The sequence below is a fragment of the Mesorhizobium sp. IMUNJ 23232 genome (assembly GCF_044326205.1).
In the GTDB taxonomy this organism is placed as follows: domain Bacteria; phylum Pseudomonadota; class Alphaproteobacteria; order Rhizobiales; family Rhizobiaceae; genus Kumtagia.
Genome location: NZ_JBIRCY010000007.1, coordinates 35,261 through 52,314, shown reverse-complemented (window position 1 = coordinate 52,314; position 17,054 = coordinate 35,261). Strand labels below are relative to the sequence as shown.

Annotated in this window: 16 protein-coding genes; 7 read left to right on the top strand and 9 right to left on the bottom strand. The window is 63.2% G+C overall.

All coding sequences use genetic code 11. The features are described from left to right. Positions 1-203: 203 nt before the first annotated feature. The 8 genes from atzF to ACH196_RS06975 all read right to left on the bottom strand — a co-directional run bounded on the left by atzF (position 204) and on the right by ACH196_RS06975 (position 8,504). Positions 204-2,006: an allophanate hydrolase gene (gene atzF / locus ACH196_RS07010; RefSeq protein ID WP_396646076.1), complete on the bottom strand. Its 1,803-nt coding sequence runs from the start codon at positions 2,004-2,006 to the stop codon at positions 204-206. Beyond that, positions 2,003-2,353 (bottom strand): cupin domain-containing protein, encoded by a 351-nt coding sequence (locus tag ACH196_RS07005; RefSeq protein WP_396646074.1) that lies wholly within the window; start codon positions 2,351-2,353, stop codon positions 2,003-2,005. The genes atzF and ACH196_RS07005 overlap by 4 nt, the downstream gene beginning before the upstream one ends. Beyond that, a complete protein-coding gene (locus ACH196_RS07000; RefSeq protein WP_396646073.1) occupies positions 2,346-3,014 on the bottom strand; it encodes a cysteine hydrolase family protein in 669 nt (222 codons plus the stop codon). The genes ACH196_RS07005 and ACH196_RS07000 overlap by 8 nt, the downstream gene beginning before the upstream one ends. Further along, positions 3,014-4,558 carry an ABC transporter ATP-binding protein gene (locus tag ACH196_RS06995; protein WP_396646072.1) on the bottom strand — a complete coding sequence of 515 codons (1,545 nt, stop codon included), beginning with the start codon at positions 4,556-4,558 and terminating at the stop codon, positions 3,014-3,016. Before ACH196_RS06995 ends, ACH196_RS07000 begins: the two co-directional genes overlap by 1 nt. After that, complete coding sequence (locus tag ACH196_RS06990) at positions 4,555-5,247, bottom strand: cysteine hydrolase family protein (RefSeq protein ID WP_396646278.1); 693 nt, start codon at positions 5,245-5,247, stop codon at positions 4,555-4,557. Before ACH196_RS06990 ends, ACH196_RS06995 begins: the two co-directional genes overlap by 4 nt. A gap of 20 nt (positions 5,248-5,267) precedes the next feature. Continuing rightward, a complete protein-coding gene (locus tag ACH196_RS06985; protein WP_396646276.1) occupies positions 5,268-6,194 on the bottom strand; it encodes an ABC transporter permease in 927 nt (308 codons plus the stop codon). After that, a complete protein-coding gene (locus ACH196_RS06980) occupies positions 6,194-7,312 on the bottom strand; it encodes an ABC transporter permease (RefSeq protein ID WP_396646071.1) in 1,119 nt (372 codons plus the stop codon). The genes ACH196_RS06985 and ACH196_RS06980 overlap by 1 nt, the downstream gene beginning before the upstream one ends. A 64-nt stretch (positions 7,313-7,376) precedes the next feature. Then, positions 7,377-8,504, bottom strand: coding sequence for a BMP family ABC transporter substrate-binding protein (locus ACH196_RS06975; RefSeq protein ID WP_396646070.1), 1,128 nt, complete (start codon positions 8,502-8,504; stop codon positions 7,377-7,379). 311 nt (positions 8,505-8,815) lie between these two features. Here ACH196_RS06975 and ACH196_RS06970 point away from each other — a divergent pair, with 311 nt between their 5' ends. After that, positions 8,816-9,439: a GntR family transcriptional regulator gene (locus ACH196_RS06970; protein ID WP_396646274.1), complete on the top strand. Its 624-nt coding sequence runs from the start codon at positions 8,816-8,818 to the stop codon at positions 9,437-9,439. Positions 9,440-9,684: 245 nt separating this feature from the next. Here the strand turns inward: ACH196_RS06970 and ACH196_RS06965 are convergent, their stop codons facing one another. Continuing rightward, on the bottom strand, positions 9,685-10,329 hold the full coding sequence (locus tag ACH196_RS06965; RefSeq protein ID WP_396646069.1) for a TetR/AcrR family transcriptional regulator: 645 nt from the start codon (positions 10,327-10,329) through the stop codon (positions 9,685-9,687). A 248-nt stretch (positions 10,330-10,577) separates the two neighbouring features. On the opposite strand from ACH196_RS06965, the gene ACH196_RS06960 reads away from it, so the two are divergent. The 6 genes from ACH196_RS06960 to ACH196_RS06935 all read left to right on the top strand — a co-directional run bounded on the left by ACH196_RS06960 (position 10,578) and on the right by ACH196_RS06935 (position 16,688). Further along, positions 10,578-11,534 carry a homocysteine S-methyltransferase family protein gene (locus tag ACH196_RS06960; RefSeq protein WP_396646068.1) on the top strand — a complete coding sequence of 319 codons (957 nt, stop codon included), beginning with the start codon at positions 10,578-10,580 and terminating at the stop codon, positions 11,532-11,534. Positions 11,535-11,637: 103 nt separating this feature from the next. Next, complete coding sequence (locus ACH196_RS06955) at positions 11,638-11,826, top strand: DUF1127 domain-containing protein (protein WP_396646067.1); 189 nt, start codon at positions 11,638-11,640, stop codon at positions 11,824-11,826. Between the two features lie 177 nt (positions 11,827-12,003). Beyond that, positions 12,004-14,208, top strand: a complete 2,205-nt coding sequence (locus ACH196_RS06950; protein WP_396646065.1) for a calcium-binding protein — start codon at positions 12,004-12,006, stop codon at positions 14,206-14,208. Between the two features lie 148 nt (positions 14,209-14,356). Further along, positions 14,357-14,806 (top strand): carboxymuconolactone decarboxylase family protein, encoded by a 450-nt coding sequence (locus tag ACH196_RS06945; RefSeq protein WP_396646063.1) that lies wholly within the window; start codon positions 14,357-14,359, stop codon positions 14,804-14,806. A gap of 113 nt (positions 14,807-14,919) precedes the next feature. After that, positions 14,920-15,186 carry a hypothetical protein gene (locus ACH196_RS06940; RefSeq protein ID WP_396646062.1) on the top strand — a complete coding sequence of 89 codons (267 nt, stop codon included), beginning with the start codon at positions 14,920-14,922 and terminating at the stop codon, positions 15,184-15,186. A gap of 434 nt (positions 15,187-15,620) precedes the next feature. After that, complete coding sequence (locus ACH196_RS06935; protein ID WP_396646060.1) at positions 15,621-16,688, top strand: hypothetical protein; 1,068 nt, start codon at positions 15,621-15,623, stop codon at positions 16,686-16,688. The last annotated feature ends 366 nt before the right edge of the window (positions 16,689-17,054 follow it).

Below are 17,054 nucleotides of genomic sequence, written 5' to 3'. Positions count from 1 at the left end.
CTTGTATCAGTTCATGAAAGTCCGCGCCGAGCGGCTGTAAGAGGGGGGGCTTGGTCTTTAGCAGAAGGTTTGGGTATGCCCGCCGCGATGTGGACGCAAGGCGTTTGGCGATCGGCCCGAAAGTCGCATAAGATGCAGTCCTCCCCCAGCCGCGTGGGAAGGAGATCGTCGATGGGATAAGGCCGCTGGTCTCCAACTCTCTTTCACGCGGCGGCGAGGACCTCGCTGACATAGCGACGCCAGCCCCCGAACCTGGAAATGTCGATTGCACCGCGCAGGCCAGCGCTTTCCACAAGGAATCCCTTGCAGTTCGCGCCGTCCTCAAGCTCCAAGGTTCCGATTCCGAGCGGCGCCGGGACTGCTGCCACGAAACGCCCGAACGACGCGGGATCGAGACGCCATATCTCGACCTCGATGGATTCGCCGCCGTCGGCGGTGCGCACAAGGCCGGGCTTGGCCACTTTCTGGCCGGCCAGCGCGTAAAGCTTGTACGAGGACGCCGTACGCGTCGTCCGGCAGAAACGTGCGCCCAAGTCCTGAAGCTGCCAGTTCAGCGGCATGCCGGAGAGATGCGCGCCGACGACGGCCAGTTCGATGCCGTCGGCCGCCTCCGCTGGTTTTTCCCGTGCAGCGAGAAGCGGCCAGCCGGTTCCGCCAAGCGGGACGCCGGCCAGCGCATGCACCTGTTCGGCAAGCGACGCGACAAGCCCGTCCTTGCCCGCAGCGGCGAGCAACGTGACGCTCATCGGCAATCCGTCCGAGCGTTTGCCTGAAGGTACGGCAATGCCGCACATGTCGAGCAGGTTGACGAAATTGGTGTAGGTGCCGTTGCGGCTGTTGGTGACGACCGGGTCGGTCAGCACCGCATCGACCGTGTAGTGCGTCGGCGCGGTCGGCACGCAGATCAGGTCGACCGAGGCAATCAGCGGCGCCAGCTTGGCCTTGTAGGCCTGCAGCGCGTAGAGGCCGCGAAACGCATCCGCCGCCGAGAGTTTTCGCGCCCCGCCGATGATCTTTGCGGTCACCGGATGCATTTCAGCCTCATGCGCGTCCATGAAGCCGGCAATCGTCGCATAACGTTCCGCCACCCAGGCGCCTTCATAGAGGAGATTGGCGGTGTCGTAGAAATCGCCGAAGGGAATCTCGACGAGACGGCAGCCCAGCGACTGGAGTTTTGCGAGCGCGGCGTCGAAGCCGGCTTCCATGGCCGCGTCGCCGAAGAATTGCCGGTCGGCGCGTGCCGGGACGCCGACGGTCACGACCGGCGGGCAGGGTGCCAATGGTGCGACTGCCACGGTCTTCGAATAGGGGTCCGAGGCGTCGGGAGCCGCCGCCACCGAAAACACCGAATAGGCATCGTAGACCGTCAACGCAAAGATCGAAACGGAATCGAGGGTCCGGCAGGCAGGCACCACGCCGGTGGTCGACAGCGCGCCGACGGTCGGCTTCAGCCCGACGATGTTGTTAAGGCCGGCCGGCACGCGTCCCGAGCCGGCCGTGTCGGTGCCAAGCGCAAAGGAGACGATGCCTTGCGCCACGGCCACGGCTGACCCGGAGGACGAGCCGCCGGGTACAAGCGCCGGATCGATGGCGTTGCGCGGGACCGGATAGGGCGTACGCACGCCGACGAGGCCGGTGGCGAACTGGTCGAGATTGGTCTTGCCGATCACCAAAGCGCCGGCCGCCTTGAGCCGAGCCACGACGGTCGCATCCTTGTCCGGTGTGTAGGCGAAGGCGGGGCAGGCGGCCGTGGTCGGCATGCCGGCGACGTCGATATTGTCCTTCACCGCGAAGGGAACGCCCCAGAGCGGTTTTGCAACCGGATCGAAGGCGCCGAGCGCCCCGGCCTCGGCCAGCAACGATTTCCTGTCGGCGAGATGGAGGAAGATGCCGGGATCATCGACGGCTTCCAGCCGGGCGAAAACCGCCTCGATAGCGGCTTCAACGGAAAGCCCGCCCGCATAGGCTTCCTGCAGGCTCCTGATGTCGAGGCGAATCGCGATCATATCGTCTCCCTCACGAAGATCACCGGCAGGTCCCACTGGATCAACACGACGCAGCCATTTTCCGTCCATACGGAATGTTCCGTGCCCACCGGGTTGAGCACCACGCTGCCGGCGGCATAGTCGCCATTCTCGTCCGACTGGATGCCCTCCAGCACCACGATCGTCTCCAACCCTGCATGCCGGTGTCGCGGCACCCCGGCGCCGGGCTGGTATTTCAGGACCGCGACCGACGGTTCGACCGGGCCGCCCTTGAGCAGCCAGTGCACCCCGATCCCGTCGCGAAAATGCTCGAACGCCAGATCGCGCCAGCCTCCGTTTATGAGGCCGGCAAAACTCAGATTAGGCATCCGCTATTCCCTGAAGCACCTCGTCGGTGGTCGCGGTCCAGCCGACGATCGCGCCCTGGGCGCGGATCATCGCCAACGCTGCCGCCTTGAACTCCGGAAAATAGCTTTCCGTGGCGTCCTCGGCGAGCAGGCATTCATAACCCCGGTCGTTGGCCTCGCGCATGGTCGTCTGCACGCAGACTTCCGTGGTAACGCCGGCAAAGACAAGCTGCCGCGCGCCGAGCCGCTTCAGCTCGTCGCCGAAGGGTGTGGCATAGAAGGCGCCCTTGCCGGGTTTTTCGATGACGATCTCGCCGGGCAACGGCGCTAGCTCCTCCAATATCGCCGTGCCCGGCTCGCCGGCGATGAGAACGCGGCCCATGGGACCCTCGTCGCCGATGCGGATTGTGGGGTTGCCGCGGTCGCGCTTGGCGGGCGGCAGGTCGGAAAGGTCGGGCCGGTGGCATTCCATCGTGTGGATCACCGGCAGGCCGGCAGCGCGAAATCCCTCGATGAGTTTCTTCACCGTCGGCACGATCTTCTGGACGCGCGACACGTCGTTGCCGAGGCTCGCGCCGAAGCCGCCGGGCTCGGCGAAATCGCGCTGCATGTCGATGACCACCAGCGCCATGGACTTCGGGTCGAAGGTGAACGGGAATGGTGCGGCTGGAATCTCTGCCATCAGTGGTGCCCCGCCATGTGCTCGCCGATCGCCTGCACGCTGGCCGTTGCGATCGGCGTTTCATAAACCAGCGCGCCGTCGGACATGACCAGGATTCGATCGGAGAGCTCCAGCAATTCGTCGAGATCCTCCGACATCAGCAGCACCGCCGCACCGGCATTGCGCGCCTTCATGATGCGGGCGCGAATTTCGGCCACCGCCGAGAAATCCAGCCCGAAACACGGGTTGGAGACAATCAGCAGGTCGACCGCGCCGGTGAGTTCGCGCGCCAGCACGGCACGCTGTACGTTGCCGCCCGACAGCGACTGGATCGGCGAGGCCAGCGAGGCGGTCTTGACCTTGAACTGCGCAACCAGTTGCGCCGCATAGGCCTTGATGGCGCTGGCCGACACCCACCTCACCGGCTTGCCTGACTTGCCGAGGTCGAAAGTACGGAAGGCGATGTTTTCGGCCACGGTCATTTTCGGCGCGCAGGCGTTGCGCAGGGGTTCTTCCGGGATGAAGCGCACGTTGAGCACCCGCGCCTCGCCACGGCTCGCGCCATAGGGCGCGCCCTTGACCTTGACCTCGCCCGCATCGCGTGGGCGCTGGCCGGCCAGCACCTCCAGAAACTCCTTCTGGCCGTTGCCGGAAATGCCGGCGATGCCGACGATCTCGCCCGACTTCACGTCGAGGTCGGCGATGTTGATGGTCTTGAGACCCGTGCGGTCGGGCGCCTTGAGCCCCTTCACCGCCAGCACCGTCTTCGACGAGCCGTTGAAATGGGTGCGCGTGTCGAGCTTGGCGATCGGCTGGTCGCCGATCATCATCGCCGCCATGGCCTGCCGGTCATGCTCTGACACCCTGCCCGTACCCGTCATCCTGCCCTTGCGCAGGACCGTAAAATCGTCGGCGAAGGATGTTACCTCATGGAACTTGTGGCTGATCATCAGCACGGTCAGGTCGCCCGCCACCGTCATGCCGCGCACCAGCCCCAGCACCTCCTCCGCCTCGCCTGGAGTCAGCACCGAGGTCGGCTCGTCGAGCACGAGGAAGTTGCGGCCGAGATAGAGCTGCTTGATGATCTCGAGCTTCTGCTTCTCGCCCGCCGCCATCTCCGCCACCTTGGCGTCGAGCGGCAGCTTGAACGGCATCGTCTCCATGAAGGTGGCGAGCGCCTTGCGTTCGTTGGCCCAGTCGATGACGCGCGGCACGTTCTCGCGCGAGATCACGAGGTTCTCCGCGCCGGTCAGCGACGGGACGAGGGTGAAATGCTGGTAGACCATGCCGAGCCCGAGCGCGGAAGCATCCTTCGGGCTGGCGATCGGCTCCTCCTTGCCGTCGACCATGATCTGGCCGGAGGTCGGGTGGTAAAAACCCATGATGCATTTCACCAGCGTCGACTTGCCGGCGCCGTTCTCGCCGAGCAGGGCGTGGAAGGAGCCGGCCGGCACCTTGATCGACACGTCGTCCAGCGCCGTGAAGGCGCCGAAGCGCATGGTCATGCCGAATGTCGAGACGCCGACGGCCTTGTTCTCGCGCGGGGCGGGCGGCGGGATGATCATGGCAACTGCTCCACGAAGGTCTTGGAATTCGACACCGCGCCGAAAACGCCGCCCTGCATCTTGATCATCTTGATCGCCGCGAGATGGTTGCCGTAGTCGGTGGCACCGCAGCAATCCTCCAGCATCACGCATTCGAAGCCGCGGTCGTTGGCCTCGCGCATGGTGGTGTGCACGCACACATCGGTCGTGATGCCGGTCAGCACGATGTTCTCGATGCCGCGCTGGTTGAGGATGAGTTCAAGGTCCGTCGCGCAGAACGAGCCCTTGCCGGGCTTGTCGATGATCGGCTCGCCCTCGATCGGATAGAGGTCGGGGATGATGTCCCAGCCCGGTTCGCCGCGCACCAGGATGCGGCCGCATGGGCCGGGATCGCCAATGCCGGCATTGATGCGCCGCGAGCGCCAGCGCTTGTTGGCGGGCAGGTCGGCGAGGTCCGGACGGTGGCCTTCGCGCGTGTGGATGATCGTATAGCCCTTGGCCCGCATGACTGACAGTACCGACTTGATCGGCTCGATCGGCGCGCGCACCAGAGACAGGTCGTAGCCCATGTGATCGACGTAGCCGCCCGGACCGCAGAAATCGGTCTGCATGTCGATGATGATCAGCGCTGTGTTGTCGGGCCTGAGCGCGCCGTTATAGGGCCATGGATAAGGATCGGCCTCGATGAATTTTTCGGAGATTTCCAGCATGGCATCCACAGCGAAAACTCCTATTTGGTGATCGACAGTTCGCCGGGTGCGCCGGCCAGCGACCGGCCGGGCGACGAGGTGAGGATCATGATGGCGAGGGTCAGCAGGTAGGGCGCGGCGTAGAATAGGTAATAGCCCTGGGTGACGCCGACGGATTGCAGCGCCGGCCCAAGCGCCCCCGCGCCGCCGAACAGCAGTGCGGCGGCGAAGCAGCCGAGCGGATTCCAGCGGGCGAAGATGACCAGCGCCACCGCCATCAGGCCCTGTCCGGACGACACGCCCTCGCTCCAGCTTCCGGGATAATAGAGCGACAGGTAGGCGCCGCCGATGGCGGCGAGCGCGCCGCCGGTCGCCGTGGCCAATAGGCGCACGGTGTCGGGATTGAGGCCCATGGCGCGGGCGGCATCCGAACTGTCACCGACGACGCGCAGGATCAGGCCGGCGCGGGTGTTCTTGAACGCCCACCACAGGAACACGGCCAGTGCTGCGCCGATCAAGAACAGCACGTTGATGCTGAGCGCGGCCTGCACCTGCGGGATCGATGACCACCAGCCGAAGGGGATCGCCGGCAGGTCCGGCGCCGACGGCTGGATGAACGGTTTGCCGAAGAAGAAGGCGAGGCCGGAGCCGAACAGCATCAGTGCGATGCCGATGGCGATGTCGTTCACCTTCGGGAACTTGCAGATCCAGCCATGGAAGAGGCCGAACACCCCGCCGGTCGCGGCAGCGACCAGCACGCCCAGCCATGGCGAGCCGGTCAGCACAGCGGTCGCATAGGCCGACATCGCGCCAAAGACGAGAATGCCTTCGAGGCCGAGATTGATTCGTCCCGACCGTTCGGTGATCGCCTCGCCGAGCGACACGAAGATGAACGGAGTGGAGACACGGATCGCCCCGGCCAGAATGGCGAGCGGCACGCCCCAGAGGCCGATGTCGACGGGCTCCATCATGCGCTCCTTTTCCAGAGGTCCGGATTGAAGGCCTTGAAGCGGCCGTAGAAGGTCTCGCTGAACAGGATGACGATGAACAGCATGCCCTGCAGCACCTGCACGGTGGCGTCGGGCAGTTCCATGCGCCGCTGCAGCAGACCGCCCGAAGCGTCGATGCCGCCGAGCAGGATGGCGACGGGAATGATCGCCAGCGGATTGTGGCGCGCCAGGAAGGCGACCAGGATGCCGGAATAGCCGTAGCCGGCTGCCAGCGAGCCGTTGGCGTTGCCCTGCACCGCCGCCACCTCGATCATGCCCGCGAGCCCGGCAAAGGCGCCTGCCAGCGCGCAGAAGCCGAGGATCAACGGACCGACGGCAAGACCCTGTACCTGGGCCGCGCGCACATTGCCGCCGGCGATGCGCGCGGCAAAACCCCAGCGCGTCTTCTCAATGAGAATCCACGAGATCACGCAGGCGACGACACCGACGATCAGTCCCCAATGAACATCCATCCCCGGCATCGGCCCGACCACGAAAGCCGGGTCGATCGGATGCGTCGACGGCTTGTTGAGCGAGGCCGGGTCGCGCAGCGGTCCCTCGACCAGATGGTTCATCAGCGCGATCGCGATATAGGCCATCAGCAACGACGAGATGGTTTCGTTGACAGCGCGATAATGGCGAAGTGCGCCGACGGCGCCGATCCAGACGCCGCCGGCGACCGCCCCCGCGATGCCCATCAGGAGAATGCCCACGAAAGACGGAGCGCTCTGCACCCAGACGGCGACGGCCGCCGCCGCGACACCACCGAGCACGATCGCCCCTTCGCCACCGATCACCACCAGCCCGAGCCGGGCCGGCAGCGCCACGCACAGCGCCGCGAGCAGCAGCGGGGCCGCTCGCGAAAGCGTGTTCTGGATCGAGAACCAGGACCCAAAGCCGCCGCGCCACATCAACTCGAACAGTTGCGCCGGCGATTTTCCGAGCAACGCGATGAAGACGGAAAACAGCGCCATGCCGACGACCAACGCGGCGAGGGGAATGACAAAGCCTTCCGCGCGACGCGCCAGCCATTCAAGCGCGGATGAGAGCGCCGGAGAATGAAAGCTCGGTGCTGGATTGGACGCGATGTCGGTCATGGATTGCTCCGATGCGTTGGCAGTTCCATCGACGGGCTTGCGCCCCACCCTCTCCAGCACGACCTTACGAAGTCGAACCGACGACGCCTTCGACCAGATAGTCCATGCTTTCGAGTTCCGGAGCAGTTTCGACGAAGACCTGGCCTTCCGCCGCCACAGCGTCGCCCTTGTTGTTCTTGAGCGGTCCCTTGATGACGGCAAAGCCGCCCTTCATGATTTCCGCCAGCGTATCATCGAACTGCTTCTTAGCCGGCTCACTGACCGCCGGGCCGAGCGGGCTCATCTTGACGAAACCGTCGGCCAGGCCGCCGCGCGTGAAATTCGGCAGTTCCTCGCTGGCCATCAGTTTTTCGACATACATCTTGTAGACGTTTGCCCAGTTCCACTCGGCGCCGGTCAGGTATTTTTCGGGTGCCAGCGGCGACTGGTTGGCATGGTAGCCGCAGATGAAGGCACCGCGGCCGGCGGCCGTCTCGACGACCACCTTCGGGCTGTCGACATGGCAGGTGACGACGTCGACGCCCTGGTCGATCAGCGCGTTGGTGGCTTCCGCCTCCTTGACCGCCAGCGACCACTCGCCGGTGAAGATTACCTGGCAGGTGATCGCCGGATCGACCGCGCGCGCGCCGAGCAGGAACGAATTGATGTTGAGCAGAACCTGCGGGATCGGCTTTGCCGCGACGAAGCCGATCTTCTTGGTCTTCGACGTGTGTCCGGCGACAATGCCATTGAGATATTGGCCCTGGCCGATATATCCGAAATAGGAGCCGGTATTCTTCGGGTGCTTGCCCTCGGTCCACATGCCGCCGCAGTGACGGAACTGGATGTCCGGAAATTTCGCCGCCATCGCCAGCATATGCGGGTCGAAATAGCCGAAGGAGGTCGGGAACAGCAGCGACGCGCCGTCGAGATTGATCATCGATTCCATCGTCTTCTGGACATCGACGGTTTCCGGCACATTCTCTTCCTCGACGATCGTGATCCCTTCGATCGCCTTCAGCGCCGCCGCGCCCTCGGCATGGGCCTGATTGTAGCCATAGTCGTCCTTGGGGCCGACATAGATGAAGCCGATGGTGGCGGAAGCGGCGAGCGCGCTCTGCAGCGGCAGCCCGCCGCCGACGATGCCGAGGGCGGCGCCGGCGGCCGAGGTTTGCAGGAAACGGCGGCGATTGATCAGGAACTGCGGATTCATGAGGATGCTCCGGAAGCGTTCGAGGAAACAGGCATTGGTCCGTTAGGAATGTGTATGCAATGGCTATGCCAACTATTTTTATGACGTAGAAACAATGTGTTGTATAATTTCCAAGGCGCGAATGAGGCTAAGAATGCGCTAAGTGCATGCACAGTGTGATTAAATATTAGCCATGTTGACACATGCATAAATTGTAGGCATACGGGGCTTGTCGCAAAAGGTTCGGCGGCCGCGATTCAGGAACAAGGCCGGGAGGAACTTTGCAGAGATCGGGAAGGAAACTCGTTAGGGCAGGCACGACGGTCGACCAGATGGTGCGTGCCATCTCGGATCGCATTGTCACGGGCGTGCTGCGTCCGGGCGAGAAGCTCGACGAAACCGCGCTGGCCGAGCGCTACGAGGTATCACGCACGCCGGTCAGGGAGGCCCTGAGCCAGTTGAGCGCCATGGGGCTGGTTGACCGCCGGCCGAACCGCGGGGCGATCGTCGCTATCGTCACCCCGCATTACCTGGCTTCGATGTTCGAAGGCATGGCCGAACTGGAAGGGATCTGCGCGAGGCTGTCGGCCGAGCGCATGACGGTGTCGGAGCGGCGCGCGCTGGAGCGCCATCACCAGGACGCGGCGCGCCTGGTGCGCCTGGGCGCGGAGGAAGACTACGAGCAGTTCAACACGGAATTCCACACCCGGCTCTATCTCGGTGCCCACAGTCCGCACATCGCCGACCTGACGACGCAGACGCGCGACCGCCTGTCACCGTTCCGGCGCGCCCAGTTCCGCATCGCCGGCCGTCTCGCGAAGTCCTGGCAGGAGCACGACGCCATCGTAACCGCGATCCTGCGCGGCGATGCCGAAACCTCGCAGCGCGCCGCCACCGCGCATGTCGCCATCGTCAGTGAGGCGAGTTCGATATTCGCCTTATCGGCACTCGACTGATCGGCAGAATCGACAACGGTCGCGCGGCGCATCGACCTCACGCAACCCGTTGTGGGTGGCGTATCTAATCGATTGGGGGGATGATCCCTTCAAGGCCAGCAGCCGACAAGAATGGCTGCATCAAAGGCCGGACACACGACTGCACTCGAGCTGGGCTGCATAACCGAACCAAATTTGCTTCAGCGCGAGAGCCTTCCACACACGTCTAAGGTGGAACGTATCAGGAGCATCTAATACAATAGGTATTATGCCGCTACCCGCTGTGGTAGAGCGATCGGAACGACCGGCGAAAACGCCAAACGCACAAAATTGCGGTAGATCATGACCTGCCGCTCCAGCCTTGAGCTGTCGCCCAAGATCTTGGCCATCAGGATGCCGCCGTCGACGATGCAGCACAGCGCATCCGCCATATCGGACAATTCGATGCCGTTGCGGATCGGATAGACATCCGCGATCTCGCGCAGATAGCCCTGGAAGCGGGCGTTCCAGTCGATTGTGACCTTGCGGATCATCTCGACCACTTCGCGGTCGAACAGCCGCTCCTGATAGCAGATCGAGGCGATCAGGCAGCCCGGGTGTTTTGCCTTCACCTCGGCCAGCGTCTCGGCCAGTAGCTTCAGGCCGATCATGAACGCCTGCAGCGGGTCGTCGGAAAGCTGTTTTCCGCGGCCGAACAGGTCGTCGAAGAGCGCGTTGTTCTCGTCGATGAAGCGACGTACCATCTCGCGCGCCAACTCGTTCTTATCATGGAAATGATAGAAGAAGCCGCTTTTGGTGATGCCGGCCTCGCAGATGATCTCGTCGATCGACGTCGCCTCGAATCCCTTGGCGAGCACCGACGCCTCGGCGATCTCAAGGATTCGTACGCGTGTCTCCGCACCCTTGCCCATGTCACTTTCCCTCGAATTCAGTGCACCAGCGGTACAGTTTTCCGCGTGGCGCAATACCACAAAGGCCGGTCAAAAAACCACAGAAATAGTCAACCTCTTGATTTGTATGGATTTGTCGACACCGCGCCAATTCCGGACCACGAGATTTCTAGTTCCGAGCCTCGCCATAGGCCAAAAAGCAGCATCTTCCAAGGCTGGCCGCGACGCGAATTTGCGCCGGAAGCCATAGAACGAAAATGGAGACGATGATGTCAAAATATCGGCATGACCTGCCGCAGCTGAAGGGCGGACTGTTCTTGAGCGACGGCGGGATGGAAACACAGCTCATCTTCCTGGAAAGTGTGGATCTGCCGCATTTCGCTTCCTACGTGCTTCTGGAGAGCGAAGAGGGGCGGGCGCGGCTGAAGCGCTACTACGAGCATTATCTCGGCATCGCGGCCAGGCGGAATGTGGGATTCTTGCTTGAAAGTGCCACCTGGCGGGCGAACCCGGACTGGGCAGCCAAGATCGGCCACGACGCAGAAGACCTGAAGCGGATCAACACGGCGTCGATCCGGCTGCTCGAAGAGCTGCGGGAGAAGTGGGAAACGCCGGAAATGCCCTGCGTGATCAGCGCGGCGATCGGCCCGCGCGGCGACGGCTACAAGGCCGACCGCATGGAGGCGGACGAGGCGGAGAGCTATCATGCAGCGCAGATCGAGACGCTTGCCGGGACGAATGCCGACATGGTGTCGGCCTTCACCATGAACAACCACAACGAGGCGATCGGCATTGCGCGGGCGGCGAAGAAGATAGGCATGCCCTGCATGATCTCCTTCACCGTCGAAACCGACGGAAAGCTGGTCACCGGCATGACGCTGGGCGACGCGGTCAATGCGGTGGACGACGCCACCGGCGGCGCGCCGGCCTATTACATGATCAACTGCGCGCACCCGACGCATTTTTCGCTGGCGCTTGCCGCCGGCGAGAGCTGGATCGAACGCGTGCGCGGGGTGCGGGCCAACGCCTCAGCCAGGAGCCATCAGGAACTCGACGAGTCCGACACGCTCGACGCCGGCGATCCGATCGATCTCGGCCGCCGCTATCAAGCGCTCCGCCGCGATTTCCCCGGCATGCGTATCCTGGGCGGCTGCTGCGGCACCGACCACCGCCATGTCGCCGCCATCTGCGAGGCCTGCGTGCCCGATGAAGCAAAGGTCGCCTGAGGCCCGCTGGGCGACTCGACTGATCACATCCCCGGCGTGGCCCATCCGGCCGCCCTTTGGACAGACCGGCAGGCGGGCTCCCGCACCGGAGAAGGATTTCGACATGACCACGCATTACCGAGCCGCCCGCGCGACGGGCGGCCTGACCGACTTGTTCGGCCTGCTTTTCTCGCCCTGGAGACCAAGGGCCGGCGGTCGGTTGCAGCGCACCGAACTGGAGGTCCTCAACGACCACCTGTTGCGCGACATCGGACTGACACGCCTGCCGAACCGGCTGCACCGCCGCGACTGACGCGGCCCGCACAGTCTTCACATGCCGGCGCGTGATCCGCGCCCGGCGCCAAAGCCCCGCCGTTCCCAAGAGGCGGGAGCAACGATCGGCCGAGAATGCCGACGACCAATCCATGCTGGAAAAATCTGACCACACAGCAACGGGCGCCGCGACCGGCAGCCCGAACGGAGAATCATCATGGCTACCATACGTTTCGAAGGCGCCTCGGCGCTCAATCTCGAGGATTCCGGGCTCGTCGCGTTCGACAGTTCCTTCACCAGGCAGAACGACTTCTGGCGCTACGAGACGACCGTCGGAGACTTCGTCGAGGTCACCGGCGGCGGCTTCAAATATGACGATGGCGGGCGGCCTGTCGCCGGCACGGTTACCGACATCGCCATCGACATCGGCGGTGACTTCGGCGCGCGCAACGTCATCATCGGCGGCCTCAACGTCGCCGCCAGCGAACTCGACAACAGCCCGCAGAAATTCTGGGATCTGGTGCTCGGCGGCAAGGACGTGATCAATGTCCAGGGCCTCGACACCTCCAAGGTCGGCCAGAACTCGTCGCTTGTGTTCGGCGACGACATCCAAGCGGCGGTGAGCACCAGCGCGACTGTCATCACCGACCGCGGCGACAACGACGTGTTCATCACCGGCGACGGCTCCTACACGCTGATCGGCGACGTGGCTTTCGTCGGCGGCGGCACCCGCCAGGAATTCATCCCGGCGCAACCGGGCACGGGTACAACGCCGCCGGTCTCGGGCGGGCTGGTGACCGTGACGGAGTTCGCCCGCTACGACGCCGGCAACGATTTGATCACCGGCGTCTCAACGGACGAACGCCAGCAATTTATCGGCGACGCCCGCGAGGTCGGCGGCCGTGGTACGCTGCTCGGCGGCGACGACAAGGTGTCGATTGCCAGCATCACCGGCGACTCCATCGCCGTCGGCGACGCCTTCCGCGCAGGTGGCGACGCGGCGGACGCCAAGGCGCGAGTCGAGGGCGGCAACGACACCATCACTGGGCTCGATCCGGTACGGGTTGACGGATCGCGCGCGATTCTTGCCGGCGACGTCGCGTTCGTCAGCGACTTCGCCGACGTTATCGGCGGCAACGACACGATCGAGGGCAGCGACGAGGGTGAACTCATCACCGGCGACGTCGTGCAGGATATTTCCGAGGCTGGCAGCCGTATCGAAGGCGGCGACGACATCATCAACGGTGACGGAGGAAACGACGAGATCGCCGGCGATCTGTTCGCATCGGTCGCCAGCAATTTGGCTTCGCAATCCCTGACAACGACAGAGGGTTTCGCCATCGCAGCAACCGGCGCGGCAACGGTCGTCGGCGGCAACGACACGATCCATGGCGGCGATGGCGACGACACGATCTTCGGCGAACTCGCCTCCAATAGCGCGGCGGACCTCGCCCGGGTCAGCGGCGGCAACGACAAGCTGTTCGGCGACAACGGCAACGACATCATCTTCGGGCAGAGCGGGAACGACCTGGTCGACGGCGGGTCCGGCGACGACGACATGGCCGGCGGCACGGGCGACGACATCTTCATCGTCGACTCGGTTCGTGACGAGGTGATCGAGAAGGACAACGAAGGCACCGCCGACCGCGTCAAGGCGACGGTGGATTATGCGCTCGACGCCGGCACCCGCATCGAGATCCTGACGACGATCCTGTCGACTCAAACGGTCGACATCGACCTGACCGGCAACACACTTGCCCAGGAAATCGCCGGCAACGCCGGGGCCAACGTGCTGCATGACGGCGGCAAGGGCGCCGCCGACATTCTGCGCGGTTTCGGCGGCGACGACACCTACCGGGTGTTCAACACCGGCGACACCATCGTCGAGACTTTTTCGCAAGGTGCTTCCGACCGGGTGATAGCGGCGGTCGACTACACGCTGGGCAAGGGCGTCTATGGCGAACATCTCACCACCAACGGCTCGTCCGGCACGTCCAGCATCGATCTCACCGGCAACGAGATCGGCCAGCAGATCGCCGGCAATGCCGGCGTCAACATCATCGACGGCAAGGGCGGCGCGGACGAACTGCGCGGCGGCAGCGGCAAGGACTTTTTCGTCTTCTCCACCGCCCTCGGCGCCGGCAATGTCGATACGATTGTCGATTATTCGATCGCGGCCGACACCGTCAGATTGGAAAATGCCGTATTCACGGCGCTGGCGGCGACGGGCGTCCTCAACGCCGCCGCCTTCCGCGTCAACACCACCGGGCTTGCCGACGATGCGACCGACCGCATCATCTTTGAAAGCGATACCGGAAAGCTGTTCTACGACGCGGACGGCACAGGTGTGACCGCTGGCGTCCACTTCGCCACGCTTGGCGCCGGCTTGGCGCTGACCAATGCGGATTTCGTGGTGATCTGATCCCCTTCAGCCAATCGACCGGCCTTTCGAGGCCGGCCGTCCCCACGTGCTCCCCACTCGGGAGCGCGTCGACCGGTCACGGGTTCTTGAAGGCAGCTTGCGCCGGCCCTCCCAGAAATCGCCTTCCATCAAACCAAGGAAAACGACAATGACCACCAAACTCGTCGGCGCCCTCACGGCGCTCGCGGCGGCCTCGATGCTTGTCTTCGCGGCCCCATCGGCCACGGCGCAGGATATGCCAACAGCCGAAGAGACCTACAAGGACATCGAAATGACCTTCGGCTTCGTGCCGACCTTCATGAAGCTTTATCCCGAGCAAGGCATCGCCGGTGCCTGGGCGATGACCAAGGGCCTGGAGATGGAGAAGGGTGCACTCGAGCCGAAGATGAAGGCGCTCATCAATATTGCGGTGGCCGCGCAGATCCCCTGCCGCTATTGCGTGTGGCTGGACACCAAGTTCGCCAAGGACATGGGTGCCACCGACGCCGAGATCGCCGAAGCGGTCGCCCAGGCGGGCCTTACGCGGAACTGGAGCGCCGTCCTCAACGGAATGCAGGTCGACTTTGAGGCGTTCAAGGCCGAGTTTGAACGGGAGTAAGCAAAGCTCGCGGGACCATAACGGATATTGATCCCCATATCTTCTCAGATGGGCCGCGGCGCAAAATGGCGCCGCGGCTCAGGCGATAGATGGCGGCGTCGATGTGACCTCGGATGGCTGACGGCGGCTCCCTGTCCGCTGGCGTGTCTGCCTCAATGCAAAAGTCGCTGACTCTCATTCGTCGCTGGAGCATGGCAGCCCGCGGTGACGATGTTCAGCGTCAATGTTCGCAGCGGCAATGGGCGATCGGTGGCCGCCACACCGAATCGAGCGGCGTGCATCTCAACGAAGCGTCTCAAGGCCGATATCAACTCGCTGCCGGCAAAGACGGCAAGCGGGAACATGAAGTTCGGAACCTGTTGATTTCCATTGAGAAGTGACCCAGCCGGCTGGGGTTTTTCCACCGAGAATTGACCCATGTTTGAAGCTCGTCACACGCGGTTGTGTGGGGACATCGGCGTTATCGACGTGGAGTTGTTGAGCGTCATTTGACGCTGGCGATACGGGGCCCATTTCTCGATCCGGCCGATATCGCGGCGCACCGGACTATCGAGGAATACGGCCCGCAAATATCTGCGCACGGACGGCCTCGATCCCCAGTTTCCACGGTGGTGGCGGATCCAACAAACTCGATCCCCCGCCGACAAGCTGTCGGCGATGCTGCGTGTGGAGACGGGCAAATCGCGCAAGCATAAGCACACAGACCCATCGTGCCTGCGATGACAATTTATCCAATTTCCAACAAACACCCGGCCTAGTGAGTCAACCATATGGCGCGCGTCCTGATGCGGGCAAGCGTGGGCGGGAGGATCTTATGCGAAAGAGATATTGGGTCGCTGTTTCAATCGTCATCGCCGCGGTCCTGACCCTAACCTGGCATCGTGACGGTGGCCCTGTCGACCTGGAGGAGGCGATTGTCAGGACCGCTGTGGTGGACACGCTAACTGCGGCGGAGTCGCGGTGTCCACTTTCAGATCGGGCGATCGATACAACTGCGTCATGGCTGCTTGCAGCCTGCGCTGAAGGCGGCTTGGCCTGGTATGACGCGGCGCAACGATATGGTGATGATGCGGCCAAGGTATTCACTACGTTTGGTAACGACCCGACATTCAAGGAGATTTTTCAGACGCTCGGCCCACCTGTCGTGCCGGTCGTCACCTATTTCGTCCGCAACGGGTCTACGCAGTACCTACTGCAGGAGACGATCGGACAAGGTGTTTCTCACTTGTGGAACGGCGAGGCGATTGGCTTCGGGATCGCGGAGCTTAGTCCTGAGCAGTACGGGCTGATTGCTATTGAGGAACTCAAGACCCGCGGCCACGAGATGCTGTCGGAATTCGAGATCGTCAATGGAACTGCAGTTCGCAAACAATTCACGCGAACAGTCCTGGGAGCCAAGAGTCTATTCCTGGGCGGAATTTCAGATGTTGAGACAGTGATCGCCCGCGGCGAGAGGCTGCCGAAATGGAGCGAGGTGGGCTGGGCGGCTCTCGACGCAACCGTGATCGCCGGGGGCATCGGAGTTGCCGTCAAATCCTTACGTGTGGCCAAGATACCCGCAACGATTGTGGGACGAGGTTCAACGAAGCTCGCCGTTCTGCGGCGCGCCGCAGGAGGGGCGGTGCGATCGTTGTCGGCGGTCGCCAAAGTGTCGGGCGTTGCGGCGGCAGTGGCAATACCCTACCTGGCCTTCACCCGTCCGCAGCTTGTTGCCACCGCAGCGGGATGGGTTGCCGAACAGATCGGGATGCCCGCTTGGCTGGGCGTGTTCCTGGTCTTCTCTGCGCTATCCCTGACCTTCTTATTCGCGGTTCGGCTCATTCTTGCACCCGCCCTTTTTGTAGCCAGGAGCCTCAATCTGTTACGACTGAGCGCATCCTAACCTAGGGGCTGTGAAATTGGCGACATGTCTGATGGGAAGCAAGCTCCAATATTGGCCCCATTTCGATGTCGTGCGCACTGTTGTGGGAATAGGATTTTACCCTAGAAGCCAATGATCTGGGTGGCCATCAGTCGGATGAGAAAAGCCGGCGATTTTGCGTAATACTTGGATGCATGCTTTTTTCCAAAACAATAAAGGAACTTACCATTTCTAAATGGCGCCGATCTTCGGTGCATATCCGTATGCGTCCGCTTGGGTGGCTTGCGATGTCGTGCCGCAATGTTCGACGTCCTGATTAGGTGGCGGTGTGCCGGCATCGCGAGTTATTTGTCTAGTCAAAAGGCTCGCCGGCTACTACGCTTGATG

What these genes read in the sequence shown, in the direction of transcription:
- atzF (WP_396646076.1), bottom strand. Translation starts at nt 2,006, where the DNA reads ATGATCGCGATTCGCCTCGACATCAGGAGCCTGCAGGAAGCCTATGCG.
- ACH196_RS06950 (WP_396646065.1), top strand. Translation starts at nt 12,004, where the DNA reads ATGGCTACCATACGTTTCGAAGGCGCCTCGGCGCTCAATCTCGAGGAT.
- ACH196_RS06970 (WP_396646274.1), top strand. Translation starts at nt 8,816, where the DNA reads ATGGTGCGTGCCATCTCGGATCGCATTGTCACGGGCGTGCTGCGTCCG.
- ACH196_RS06975 (WP_396646070.1), bottom strand. Translation starts at nt 8,504, where the DNA reads ATGAATCCGCAGTTCCTGATCAATCGCCGCCGTTTCCTGCAAACCTCG.
- ACH196_RS06955 (WP_396646067.1), top strand. Translation starts at nt 11,638, where the DNA reads ATGACCACGCATTACCGAGCCGCCCGCGCGACGGGCGGCCTGACCGAC.
- ACH196_RS06945 (WP_396646063.1), top strand. Translation starts at nt 14,357, where the DNA reads ATGACCACCAAACTCGTCGGCGCCCTCACGGCGCTCGCGGCGGCCTCG.
- ACH196_RS06960 (WP_396646068.1), top strand. Translation starts at nt 10,578, where the DNA reads ATGTCAAAATATCGGCATGACCTGCCGCAGCTGAAGGGCGGACTGTTC.
- ACH196_RS07000 (WP_396646073.1), bottom strand. Translation starts at nt 3,014, where the DNA reads ATGGCAGAGATTCCAGCCGCACCATTCCCGTTCACCTTCGACCCGAAG.
- ACH196_RS07005 (WP_396646074.1), bottom strand. Translation starts at nt 2,353, where the DNA reads ATGCCTAATCTGAGTTTTGCCGGCCTCATAAACGGAGGCTGGCGCGAT.
- ACH196_RS06965 (WP_396646069.1), bottom strand. Translation starts at nt 10,329, where the DNA reads ATGGGCAAGGGTGCGGAGACACGCGTACGAATCCTTGAGATCGCCGAG.
- ACH196_RS06980 (WP_396646071.1), bottom strand. Translation starts at nt 7,312, where the DNA reads ATGACCGACATCGCGTCCAATCCAGCACCGAGCTTTCATTCTCCGGCG.
- ACH196_RS06935 (WP_396646060.1), top strand. Translation starts at nt 15,621, where the DNA reads ATGCGAAAGAGATATTGGGTCGCTGTTTCAATCGTCATCGCCGCGGTC.
- ACH196_RS06995 (WP_396646072.1), bottom strand. Translation starts at nt 4,558, where the DNA reads ATGATCATCCCGCCGCCCGCCCCGCGCGAGAACAAGGCCGTCGGCGTC.
- ACH196_RS06990 (WP_396646278.1), bottom strand. Translation starts at nt 5,247, where the DNA reads ATGCTGGAAATCTCCGAAAAATTCATCGAGGCCGATCCTTATCCATGG.
- ACH196_RS06940 (WP_396646062.1), top strand. Translation starts at nt 14,920, where the DNA reads ATGGCTGACGGCGGCTCCCTGTCCGCTGGCGTGTCTGCCTCAATGCAA.
- ACH196_RS06985 (WP_396646276.1), bottom strand. Translation starts at nt 6,194, where the DNA reads ATGGAGCCCGTCGACATCGGCCTCTGGGGCGTGCCGCTCGCCATTCTG.